We start from the raw sequence: 12572 nt of genomic DNA, 5'->3' as shown, positions 1-12572 counted from the left end.
TAAGCATAACTATATCAATATATATTAGCAAACCGTAAGGTTAGTATTTACCATAAAATTAACAGATAATAGAAGAACAACAAGGAGATACAACCCGTTGGTATAATTATATTCAATATGCTATTAACCCAACGTAACAAATTTAAATAATAATTGCGATGAAAAAACTCAGCACGAATATCATAAAATACGGCAATTAATATTTTAAAACTCTCATTGTTATTCTTATAAGTTGAAGTTCACTATTAAGATTCTAACTTAGAATGTTAATCTTTTTATAAATCTATAATACTAAGGTTTTTGTTTAGTCAATTCATAAATATCTTTAGCTATTTCTACTGCTACAGATATAGCCTCAACTTTGCTATTTTTTTCAACAACTTTACCCCTACCAGAACACAGCTAATTGTATGTTATTAAATATTCTCTGCTAGCACGCCATCTTAAGTTACAGAATAAATACTTATAAAAAGTATAGGTATAATTAATAAAGCAAATAACTTTACTTAACTTATTAACTAACTTTTATCTAATTAAAATCAATTTTATATATTACCAATAATAGCTAACAGTTAATATAATAATGCTGTAGCAACAACCTCCTAGAAAGGATTATCTCTTAGAGGTTGTCATAAATAACCATCTATAACTTATATATCCGCGGTAGTTATCGTAACAACATTAGCTTATTGCAGATAAAATAATAATCATTCATCAGTTTTTATTACTATCTCGATGCAGAATATATTTAATTATTAAGTGATAATGATATCAAAATAATATTAATTTTAGGTAGTTTTTGTTAAAAAATTTAATCTTAAAACAGCTTAATAAGCTAACTTAAAATTTAATATTAAGTTGCTTATCTCCAAGCTAAATAAATTTTAAACCGTCTAAAGCAAATATTTTAGATAACAAAAAAGCTATTAAAGTTAACTTTAATAGCTTAATCTGTAACTAATTATCTAAATATCTATAAAAATTGATATGATATTATTAGACCTGGCAGCGACCTACTCTCCCGTGCCTTAAGACAAAGTACCATTGGCGCTGAAGCGTTTCACGACCGAGTTCGGAAAGGGATCGGGTGCAGTCACTTCGCAATAACCACCAAGTCTAAAAATATCATATAGAAGCTGATCTTAATAAAAAGATATAAGAAATGAGATGATCAAGCCTATCGAACAATTAGTACTAGTAAGCTTCATGTGTTACCACACTTCCACACCTAGCCTATCAACGTGGTAGTCTTCCACGGTTCTCAAGGGAATACTAGTTTTTAGGTGGGTTTCCCGCTTAGATGCCTTCAGCGGTTATCCCTTCCGTATATAGCTACCCTGCTATGCGGCTGGCGCCACAACAGGTCCACCAGAGATACGTCCATCCCGGTCCTCTCGTACTAGGGACAGATCCTATCAATATTCCTACACCCACGGCAGATAGGGACCGAACTGTCTCACGACGTTCTGAACCCAACTCACGTACCGCTTTAAATGGCGAACAGCCATACCCTTGGGACCTGCTCCAGCCCCAGGATGCGATGAGTCGACATCGAGGTGCCAAACAACCCCGTCGATATGGACTCTTGGGGGTCATCAGCCTGTTATCCCCGGCGTACCTTTTATCCGTTGAGCGATGGCCCTTCCACTCGGGACCACCGGATCACTATGACCGACTTTCGTCTCTGTTCGACTTGTATGTCTCACAGTCAGGCAGGCTTATGCCATTGCACTCGACGAACGATTTCCGACCGTTCTGAGCCCACCATCGCACGCCTCCGTTACTCTTTAGGAGGCGACCGCCCCAGTCAAACTACCCACCATACACTGTCCTGGTTCCGGATAACGGAACGCAGTTAGATACACATGTTAACAAGGGTGGTATTTCAAGGATGGCTCCACCTAAGCTGGCGCTTAGGTTTCAAAGCCTACCACCTATCCTACACATGCCAACACGTATACCAGTGTAAAGCTATAGTAAAGGTGCACGGGGTCTTTCCGTCTAACCGCAGGAACCCCGCATCTTCACGGGGAATTCAATTTCACTGAGTCTACGTTGGAGACAGCGGGGAAGTCGTTACGCCATTCGTGCAGGTCGGAACTTACCCGACAAGGAATTTCGCTACCTTAGGACCGTTATAGTTACGGCCGCCGTTTACTGGGGCTTCAATTCAAGGCTTGCACCTCTCCTTTTAACCTTCCAGCACCGGGCAGGCGTCAGACCCTATACGTCGTCTTGCGACTTCGCAGAGCCCTGTGTTTTTGGTAAACAGTCGCTACCCCCTGGTCTGTGCCACCTCCTTATGGTTGCCCATAAAAAGGTCACGCTTCTTCCGAAGTTACGCGTGCAATTTGCCGAGTTCCTTCAACGTAGTTCTCTCAAGCGCCTTAGTATACTCTACTTGTCCACCTGTGGCGGTTTAGGGTACGGTCAATAATGTGGGAGCTATTTCCTGGGACATCTTCACTGCAAAATCAATCCAATAAGATTTTACAATTTACGATATCCGTCACTACCCACTGGCCCACGAATATTAACGTGGTTCCCATCGACTACGCCTTTCGGCCTTGCCTTAGGGACCGGCTAACCCTGCTCAGATTAACTTTAAGCAGGAACCCTTGGACTTTCGGCGAGGGAGTCTCTCACTCCCTTTATCGTTACTCATGTCAGCATTCTCACTTCTGATACCTCCAGAACGTCTCACGACTATTCCTTCGCAGGCTTACAGAACGCTCCGCTACCATATGCTATGCATATCCACATCTTCGGTGTATGGCTTTAGCCCCGTTACATTTTCGGCGCAAAGACCCTTATTTAGACCAGTGAGCTGTTACGCTTTCTTTAAATGATGGCTGCTTCTAAGCCAACATCCTGGTTGTTTTGGGATCTTCACATCCTTTCCCACTTAGCCATAACTTGGGGACCTTAGATGGTGGTCAGGGTTGTTTCCCCTCCACGATGGACGTTAGCACCCACCGTGTGTCTGCTAATCAGTACTTCCAGGTATTCGGAGTTTGGTTAGGTTTGGTAATCCGGTGAGGACCCCTAGCCCATCCAGTGCTCTACCCCCTGGAGTATTCAATTAACGCTCTACCTAAATAGATTTCGCGGAGAACCAGCTATTTCCGAGTTTGATTGGCCTTTCACCCCTAGCCACAAGTCATCCCAATCTATTGCAACAGATACGGGTTCGGCCCTCCAGTAAGTGTTACCTTACCTTCAGCCTGCTCATGGCTAGATCACTCGGTTTCGGGTCTAATCTAACGAACTGAACGCCCTATTCAGACTCGCTTTCGCTACGCCTACACCTATCGGCTTAAGCTTGCTCGCTAGACTAAGTCGCTGACCCATTATACAAAAGGTACGCCGTCACCCAGAACGAATCTTGGGCTCCGACTGTTTGTAGGCATCCGGTTTCAGGTACTATTTCACTCCCCTTGTCGGGGTACTTTTCACCTTTCCCTCACGGTACTATGCGCTATCGATCATGCACGAGTACTTAGGCTTGGATCGTGGTCGACCCATGTTCAGACAGGATTTCACGTGTCCCGCCCTACTCTAGGAACATATAAATTATTACGCGTACGAGACTATCACTCTCTTTGGTTAAACTTTCCAGATTATTCCACTTTAATTTATATATCCACTGGCCTGATCCGCGTTCGCTCGCCACTACTAACGGAGTCTCTATTGATGTCCTTTCCTACAGGTACTTAGATGTTTCAGTTCCCTGCGTTCGCTTCTTACACCCTATATATTCAGGTGTAGATACCTTATACTAACTGCTAAAAATCTAAATAGGAGAAATCCCCTACTTAGATCTTTTAGCAATTAAAGGTGGGTTGCCCCATTCGGAAATCTACGGATCAAAGGTTATTCGCACCTACCCGTAGCTTATCGCAGCGTATCACGTCCTTCTTCGCCTGTGCATGTCTAGGCATCCACCAAATGCCCTTTTGACACTTGATCATTCTCATTTCTAATATCTTAATATTAACAAAAAGACCAGCTTCTTGAGATATATTCGGTTCTGACAGTTATACAGAAATCATGGTGCATTCCTTGAGCTCGGAATGCGACATTACTTAATTATTAAGTAATCCAAATATATCTTCTATTCAATTTTCATAGAGCTTCTACTCATAGATATGAAGTAGCCAATAATCAAATAATAACTATAGTAATCTAATTATTATTTAATAATATAACAAAACTTAAAGAATCGGTATATAACATAAATAACATATTCAAAGAAAAACTACAATAGTTATACCTAGATAATAATTTATAATTATGGTGGAGCCGGACGGGATCGAACCGACGACCCCCTGCTTGCAAAGCAGGTGCTCTCCCAGCTGAGCTACGGCCCCTAATCTTTATTTTATAATTTTCATTATAAAATTAATAAACTAAATAGCTTTAGAATAAGTAACAATATCTAATAAATAGATAAAGCTAGCTAAAATGCAACTAATATAAAATAATCAGGAAAGATAATAATTATATAAAGCATAAAGCTAGCTTACTAAATACAAGAATATTTTAAATTAGTGAGCACTATTGTTAGAACTACACTTATGGTGGGCCTGGAAGGACTTGAACCTTCGACCTCACGCTTATCAAGCGCGCGCTCTAACCAACTGAGCTACAAGCCCAAAAGCAATAAAATACAAGGCATAACATTCTTTTGATTACAGGATACTTCATCGGAAAGAGAAACGAAGACGGCATAACAGCTTTATTTGTCAGATCTTACGATCTTTGTCTAAATTAAGAAAATAATATCTAATGAAAATTATTTTCTTCCTTAGAAAGGAGGTGATCCAGCCGCAGGTTCTCCTACGGCTACCTTGTTACGACTTAACCCCAGTCGCTGACCCTACCGTGGTTGCCTGCCTCCTTGCGGTTAGCTCAGCACCTTCAGGTAAAACCAACTCCCATGGTTTGACGGGCGGTGTGTACAAGGCCCGGGAACGTATTCACCGTGGCATGCTGATCCACGATTACTAGCGATTCCAACTTCATGCACTCGAGTTGCAGAGTGCAATCCGAACTGAGATGGTTTTTGGAGATTAGCTTAGCCTCGCGACTTCGCTGCCCATTGTCACCACCATTGTAGCACGTGTGTAGCCCAGCCCGTAAGGGCCATGAGGACTTGACGTCATCCCCACCTTCCTCCGGCTTATCACCGACAGTCCCCTTAGAGTGCCCAACTTAATGATGGCAACTAAGGGCGAGGGTTGCGCTCGTTGCGGGACTTAACCCAACATCTCACGACACGAGCTGACGACAGCCATGCAGCACCTGTCTCCGACCCAGCCTAGCTGAAGAAATTCATCTCTGAAAATCATAGTCGGGATGTCAAGGGCTGGTAAGGTTCTGCGCGTTGCTTCGAATTAAACCACATGCTCCACCGCTTGTGCGGGCCCCCGTCAATTCCTTTAAGTTTTAATCTTGCGACCGTACTCCCCAGGCGGGAAGCTTAATGCGTTAGCTGCACCACCGAAAGTTAAACTTCCAACGGCTAGCTTCCATCGTTTACGGCGTGGACTACCAGGGTATCTAATCCTGTTTGCTCCCCACGCTTTCGCGCCTCAGCGTCAGTGACAGACCAGTGAGCCGCCTTCGCCACTGGTGTTCCTCCGAATATCTACGAATTCCACCTCTACACTCGGAATTCCACTCACCTCTTCTGTACTCTAGACACCCAGTATCAAAGGCAGTTCCGAGGTTGAGCCTCGGGATTTCACCCCTGACTTAAGTGTCCGCCTACGCGCCCTTTACGCCCAGTAAATCCGAACAACGCTAGCCCCCTTCGTATTACCGCGGCTGCTGGCACGAAGTTAGCCGGGGCTTCTTCTCCGGTTACCGTCATTATCTTCACCGGTGAAAGAGCTTTACAACCCTAAGGCCTTCTTCACTCACGCGGCATGGCTGGATCAGGCTTGCGCCCATTGTCCAATATTCCCCACTGCTGCCTCCCGTAGGAGTCTGGGCCGTGTCTCAGTCCCAGTGTGGCTGATCATCCTCTCAGACCAGCTATGGATCGTCGCCTTGGTAGGCCTTTACCCTACCAACTAGCTAATCCAACGCGGGCTCATCCAAATCCGATAAATCTTTCCCCCGAAGGGCACATACGGTATTAGCATAAATTTCTCTATGTTATTCCGTAGATTTGGGTAGATTCCCACGCGTTACTCACCCGTCTGCCGCTCACAGTAAACTGTGCGCTCGACTTGCATGTGTTAAGCCTGCCGCCAGCGTTCGTTCTGAGCCAGGATCAAACTCTCATGTTTAAAAGTTTAATTTGGCTATAATCTGGTCACGCTTATTAAATTGACGAGAACATTATTTACACCATATATATATAAATAACTTAATCAATGATAAATCAATGATCAAATATCAACAAATATACGTCAATACTCTCTTAAACGTGGCAGACATAATGTCTTTGCTCTAAAAATAGAGCAGCTGCTTATGCCGCCTACGTTTCTCTTTCCATATTCACTTTTCATAGAGCAATCCACCTAAATAACATTCGGTGGAAAAAAAAAGCCGAGCAATAAAGCTCGGTAATTCCAATCAGTCATTAAACAAATTATAAATTAATCAATCAACGACATACACACTTATAGCTAATTCAATAACAATTTGTCAATAAAATTATATAACTTTTTTATAAGTTTTCCACACAAGATGTTTAATTAATATTTAAACACTCCAACAAAGAACCACTTAAACCAAACAATAAAGACGAATATAATTAATATTGGGGGTTTTAATTGAAAAACTTCCTTTTTATAATATATTCCGCTATAATAACAAAACTTTGAGACATAATATAAGTTTGAGGATAGTTCTTTAATGAAAAAATATCAAAAAGATATTAATCTTTGGGATCAAAATCCTAATCAAATAAGAATTAATCAACAAAAAAATATTTTATCTCAAACTCCAGATTTCAGATGGAGCAAACAACATCCCTATCCCGATGGGCAGGAGGTATAGTTGTTGCTGGCGGAATAGCTTTAATCCTAACTTTTTTAGGCTTTTATACTATATTTAATTCTAATCCTGTAAATAATATTTATTATTCTATCTCTAAAAATATAAGCACCGCTAATACTAAAAAAAACGCGCAAGCAGTAAAAGAAAATAGAATTTTACAACCTTCTGCAATAAATAGCGGTATATTTACAAAACGTGATTTTGCTCCTCTATCGCCTTCTAAAACAATTAATAGTCAGTTATTACCACAACCATTTCAACTATTAACTCTTAATTTAAGTACACCCGTACAAACACAGTATGATTATCCTAAATATGATGCAAATAAAATATTTCGAAGAAACTCGCTAACAATTGAAAGTGAGAATTCCACTAAAGAATATGAAAATATCGATCAAAATATTACTTTAAATTTACATTCTATTGACAAAAGTCTCTTAAGTATAGCTAATTCCTATAGCTATACCAACGAATCTATAATTAACGAAATAACTGAAACTGTCTTCTCTAACGAGAATAAAACGCCTTTAGTAGACAATCTATTAAATGTTCGAATCGTACCCGAAAATGTTAGCCTTGCGGCTTCACAACTAACAGCTACTAGAAATAGTTATAAAAGCTATAATATATTTCAATCTATCTTAAGACCACAATCTATAACCAATATTTTACAACAACAAAAAATAGCTTTATCTGCAGCACAAATCACGCAAATTGAAGCTTTATTACTAAAAACAACAAAAAGCAAGCTAATCCAATCTGATACAATCGTACAAATCATTGTCGAATCATTTAATGAGAAAACAAAGACTCTAGCAAAAATTAGTTTGTATAAAAATAAAGTAAATCAAATCAACATTGCTTTAAATAAAGATGGTAATTTCATTCTAGCTAAACCTCACACTATTACACCTTTATTAAAACATGAATTAAATAAAGCACATCTATTATCTAGTAAACATAATCAGAAAACTGAAAAAATTAATCTCTATGATTCGATCTACCAACATGCCTTAGCAAGCGGTCTTTCCGTTACTGCTATTACTCCAATAATTGAAGCACTAGCTAAAAGAATTGACTTAAAAAGAACAGTACAACCTAACGAACAATTAAAATTATTTTACCAAATACCTAAATCATGGCAAGAGACTCAGAAACAAAAAAAAACTAATATATCTTTATTAGATACCAACATTTTGTATTTTTCTGCTAAGTTCGGTTCAGAAAATTTATCTTATTATCGTTATCGATTACCTGATGGAAAAGTTGATTATTATGATCAATATAGCAAAGCTATTGGTTTATCCATTTTACGCAAACCGGTTGAAAATGCCCGTTTTAGTTCGCCGTTTGGTATGCGACGCCATCCTGTATTAGGATATGTACGACTACACACAGGAGTAGACTGGGCCGCGCCCCGCGGCACACCTATATGGCCGCTGGTGATGGAGTTATTACTAGAATAGCGCCGCTTCTTAATGGTTATGGTAACCACATTGTTATTCGTCATGACAATGGCTACATCACTTCTTACTCTCATTTATCTAAATTTGCTAAAGATTTAAAAGTTGGTATGAGAGTTAAACAAAGGCAAGTTATTGGTTATGTAGGAACTACCGGACTTTCTACCGGCCCTCATTTACACTATGAAATCTTAGTAGAAGGCCGTCGCACTGACCCAATGCGAGTAAAACTGCCAGATGATAATCCATTAAGCGATGAAGACAAAAACAAATTCATCCAAGAAAAAGAAATCATAGACCAAATTTTAAATATTTAAACAAATTATAGAATATTATATTAACTTAATAGCGAATCGACATCTTTCACGTCAATAAGCCTATTTGGCTAATTTGGATTCACCATTTAATGATCTCTTACTTAATTAATTATTATGCAGAAGTTTGATGATTCTTTTCATGCTCTTAAGCAATATAAAATCACATCCTTTTGTAACTAACATATCATATACCACATGAAATAAGGTAACTTTTACATAAAACAGACTATCAATTATATAAAACCACCTATCTATCTACTTAAGCTTTTATATGGTAAATGTAGCTTAGTAGATAGAAAACACATCTTAATAATCACTGAGCGCGTCACAGCTGATAATAATTTAAATTATTAAGATAATATAAACTCATCAATGAAAAATAAATCATAGATCTAAATTTCAAGAATTAATCAACTTCTACAATATTCTATTATCTTAATAATGATTAGTTATTATTAATGGTAAAGGTCAGATCACCATCTTTGACACCAATCACCACATCTTGATTCTCTTTTAACTCACCCCTTAATAACTTTTCACTCAATGGATCTTGCACCAACCTTTGAATAGTTCTTTTTAGTGGTCTTGCCCCATATGCGGGATCATATCCTTTTATAGCTAACATATCATAAGCCTCAGGAAGTAAGGTAACTTTTATATGTCGATCATTTAATAAATTCTGTAATTTATCAAACTGAATCTTGACAATTGCACCCATATCACTTTTTCTAAGCCGATGAAATAAAATTACTTCATCAATTCTATTTAATAACTCAGGTCTGAATAGTGCCCTTACCTCTTGCATTACCTCTTCTTTAACTTCATTAGCACTCTGAGTGTCTTCTAAATTTGTTAAATAATGAGCACCTATGTTAGAAGTCATTATTATAATAGTATTTTTAAAATCTACTATTCTACCATGACTATCTGTTAATCTACCATCATCTAATATCTGCAATAAAATATTAAATAAATCCGGGTGAGCCTTTTCTATTTCATCAAATAAAATAATTTGGTAGGGTCTTCGTCTAACTGATTCCGTTAAAACACCACCCTCTTCATAACCAACATATCCTGGAGGCGATCCAATTAATCTAGATACAGAATGTTTTTCCATATATTCTGACATATCCAAACGTAGCATTGCAGACTCATCTTGAAATAAAAATTGAGCTAATACCTTTGTTAATTCAGTTTTTCCCACTCCTGTTGGCCCTAAAAACATGAACGATCCTAAAGGTCTATTAACATCTTGCAATCCAGCTCTAGAACGTCTAATCGCCTTAGACACGGCTTCAACCGCTTCATTTTGTCCTACAACTTTTGCTTCAATTATTTTTTCCATTTGCAACAAACGTTCTTTTTCACCTGTTAACATACTATCAATTGGTATTCCAGTCCAACGAGATACAACCTGAGCAATATTTTCTGACTTTACTTGCTCTTGTACCATTGCTATATCATTATTGTTATTTTCTTCATCTAATAATTCTTTTTCCAACTTAGGTATTTCTCCGTAGGCTAGCTCTCCTGCTTTTTGAAAATTACCCTCTCTCTGAGCTGATGCCAGTTGATTCTTAGCGTCATCTAACTTTTTTTGAATTTCAGCAACCTTGCCTAAACGATTTTTTTCTGCCTGCCACTTAGAGGTTAAATGATTAGCTTTTTCTTCTAAGTTAACAAGCTCCAACTGTAACTTTTCCAATCTTTGCTTAGATGACTCATCCTTCTCTATCTTTAATGCCTCACGTTCTATTTTTAACTGCATTATTTTTCTATCTAGTTCATCTAATGCCTCTGGTTTAGAATCAATCTGCATGCGAACTCTTGAAGCAGCTTCATCTATTAAGTCTATAGCCTTATCTGGTAAATATCTATCACTTATATAACGATTAGATAATACGGCTGCTGATACTAAGGCAGAATCAGAAATTTTAATTTTATGATGTTGTTCATATTTTTCTTTGATACCTCTTAATATGGATATAGTATCTTCAACGGAGGGCTCTACAACATAAACGGGTTGAAACCTTCTAGCTAATGCGGCATCTTTTTCTATATATTTACGATATTCATCTAATGTTGTCGCCCCCACACAACGCAATTCGCCTCTAGCTAACGCCGGTTTTAATAAATTCGATGCATCCATTGCTCCATCGGTTTTACCAGCCCCCACAAGAGTATGTAATTCATCTATAAATAGAATAATTTCGCCGTTTGCATTTTCAACTTCTGACAATATAGATTTAAGACGTTCCTCAAATTCACCTCTATATTTAGCTCCAGCTATTAATGCTCCTAAATCAAAAGATAATAATCTTTTATCTTTTAAACTTTCTGGAACATCTTTATTAATTATCCTTAAAGCTAGTCCTTCTACTATAGCCGTTTTACCAACCCCGGGCTCGCCAATTAAAACCGGGTTATTTTTTGTACGTCTAGATAACACTTGTATTGTTCTACGTATTTCCTCTTCTCTGCCAATAACTGGATCTAGCTTACCATCTTTTGCGGCTTGAGTTACATCTTGTGTATATTTTTTTAATGCATCATAAGAATTTTCCATGGTGGGACTATCCGCTGTTCTTCCATTACGTAAATTGTTAATCGAATCACTTAAAGCTTTATCATTATAATTTATTTGCTCTCTAATATTTTTTTATCGCTATCCTTATTTAAATTAATTAATAAAGCCTGTAATAACCTTTCTACGGTAACGAATTGATCTCCGTGTTTATTGGCTATTTCTTCTGCCTTTAAAAATGCTTGCTGTAATGCAGATGAAATATATAATTGACCGCCTGTTACCTGAGGTACTTTATCTAACTGCTGTTGAATATTTTTTTTTTAAGGATATTAACATTAATATTTGCCTCCGTAAGCAGGTTCGCTGAAAATCCTTCGTTATCATCTAATAAAACTTTTAACAAATGGATTGGTAAAATTTGTTGATGATTATGAGACAAAGCGTAATTTTGTGCAGCTTGTATAAACCCTTGGCAACGTTCTGTGTATTTTTGTAAATTCATATTCTTCTCTTATCCTCCTAGCATGATAATAGAATATCATACCTTTGTTCTAATAAAATATATAAAAATACTCAGTTGAAATAACAAGATATCATAAATCTTTATAATTAAAAAAAAAAACTGCTTTTCTAATAATTTAGCAGTTTCGTAAAGAGGCAATCCTACTACACCCGTATAAGAACCAGATATAAAAGAAACAAATTTACCTGCTTGACCTTGGATAGCATAACCACCAGCTCTAGAATACCATTCATTAGTGTCTAAGTAATTTTCAATATATTCTTCACTTAACGGCATAAAGGTTACTTTGGTTTCTACTAATTTTGAATAAATTTTTTTATTTTGCGCAATAACGCATATAGAGGTATAGACGTTGTGTGTCCTACCTGATAATATTCGCAAGCAATTTAACGCTTCTTTTTTTGTTGTTGGCTTAAATAAAATTTTTCTTTTTACTGCTACTATAGTATCAGCAGCTAACACTATTGCTCCCTGCAAATGCTCCATTTCTTGTAAATTAGCTTGCGCCACTTTAGCTTTAGCACAAGCTAATCGTAAACTTAAATTCCAAGGACTTTCAAAAAATTTAGCTTTTTCCTCAACCGCAGGAGAGTGAATGTGATCTGGAGATATTCCAATTTGTGTTAATAACTCAATTCGTTGCAAAGATGATGAAGCTAAAATTAATTTTTTATTATTTTTTAGCAAACCATTATTTTTTTCTTCAATCATCTTCTCAAGCTCCTATAATC

4 protein-coding genes, 2 tRNA genes, 3 rRNA genes and 1 pseudogene are annotated in these 12572 nt (G+C 37.6%); 3 read left to right on the top strand and 7 right to left on the bottom strand.

Annotation, left to right across the window (positions count from 1 at the left end; genetic code table 11):
- Positions 1-1000: 1000 nt before the first annotated feature.
- From rrf to AB6T46_RS01225, 5 genes are all read right to left on the bottom strand, one after another.
- Positions 1001-1115, bottom strand: a 5S ribosomal RNA gene (gene rrf / locus AB6T46_RS01245).
- A 52-nt stretch (positions 1116-1167) separates the two neighbouring features.
- Positions 1168-3969 (bottom strand): 23S ribosomal RNA (locus AB6T46_RS01240).
- Positions 3970-4294: 325 nt separating this feature from the next.
- Positions 4295-4370 (bottom strand) — tRNA-Ala (locus tag AB6T46_RS01235).
- 208 nt (positions 4371-4578) lie between these two features.
- A tRNA-Ile gene (locus AB6T46_RS01230) sits at positions 4579-4655 on the bottom strand.
- 156 nt (positions 4656-4811) lie between these two features.
- A 16S ribosomal RNA gene (locus tag AB6T46_RS01225) occupies positions 4812-6296 on the bottom strand.
- Together the 16S, 23S and 5S rRNA genes with 2 tRNA genes alongside form the textbook arrangement of a ribosomal RNA operon.
- 571 nt (positions 6297-6867) lie before the next feature.
- Between AB6T46_RS01225 and AB6T46_RS01220 the strand changes: the two genes are divergently transcribed.
- From AB6T46_RS01220 to AB6T46_RS01210, 3 genes are read left to right on the top strand one after another with little or no spacing between them, the layout of a single operon-like run.
- Entirely contained in the window at positions 6868-7011 is a 144-nt protein-coding gene (locus AB6T46_RS01220) for a hypothetical protein (RefSeq protein WP_370931631.1), read from the top strand.
- Positions 6969-8477 (top strand): M23 family metallopeptidase, encoded by a 1509-nt coding sequence (locus tag AB6T46_RS01215; RefSeq protein WP_370931630.1) that lies wholly within the window; start codon positions 6969-6971, stop codon positions 8475-8477. The genes AB6T46_RS01220 and AB6T46_RS01215 overlap by 43 nt, the downstream gene beginning before the upstream one ends.
- Positions 8444-8791 (top strand): M23 family metallopeptidase, encoded by a 348-nt coding sequence (locus AB6T46_RS01210; RefSeq protein ID WP_370931629.1) that lies wholly within the window; start codon positions 8444-8446, stop codon positions 8789-8791. Before AB6T46_RS01215 ends, AB6T46_RS01210 begins: the two co-directional genes overlap by 34 nt.
- Before the next feature lie 445 nt (positions 8792-9236).
- On the opposite strand, the pseudogene clpB reads toward AB6T46_RS01210, so the two are convergent.
- A pseudogene (clpB, locus tag AB6T46_RS01205) lies at positions 9237-11820 on the bottom strand (ATP-dependent chaperone ClpB).
- Positions 11821-11856: 36 nt separating this feature from the next.
- On the bottom strand, positions 11857-12552 hold the full coding sequence (locus tag AB6T46_RS01200; protein WP_370931628.1) for a nucleoside triphosphate pyrophosphatase: 696 nt from the start codon (positions 12550-12552) through the stop codon (positions 11857-11859).
- Positions 12553-12572 lie beyond the last annotated feature (20 nt).

This window comes from Bartonella sp. DGB1 (assembly GCF_041345015.1).
In the GTDB taxonomy this organism is placed as follows: domain Bacteria; phylum Pseudomonadota; class Alphaproteobacteria; order Rhizobiales; family Rhizobiaceae; genus DGB1.
Note: the sequence above shows the minus strand (reverse complement) of the source record. Positions and strands in the feature narration are given on the sequence as shown.

Bases quoted from the DNA above. Each gene is read 5' to 3' on its own strand.
- AB6T46_RS01220 (WP_370931631.1), top strand. From the start codon at position 6,868: ATGAAAAAATATCAAAAAGATATTAATCTTTGGGATCAAAATCCTAAT.
- AB6T46_RS01215 (WP_370931630.1), top strand. From the start codon at position 6,969: ATGGAGCAAACAACATCCCTATCCCGATGGGCAGGAGGTATAGTTGTT.
- AB6T46_RS01210 (WP_370931629.1), top strand. From the start codon at position 8,444: ATGGCCGCTGGTGATGGAGTTATTACTAGAATAGCGCCGCTTCTTAAT.
- AB6T46_RS01200 (WP_370931628.1), bottom strand. From the start codon at position 12,552: ATGATTGAAGAAAAAAATAATGGTTTGCTAAAAAATAATAAAAAATTA.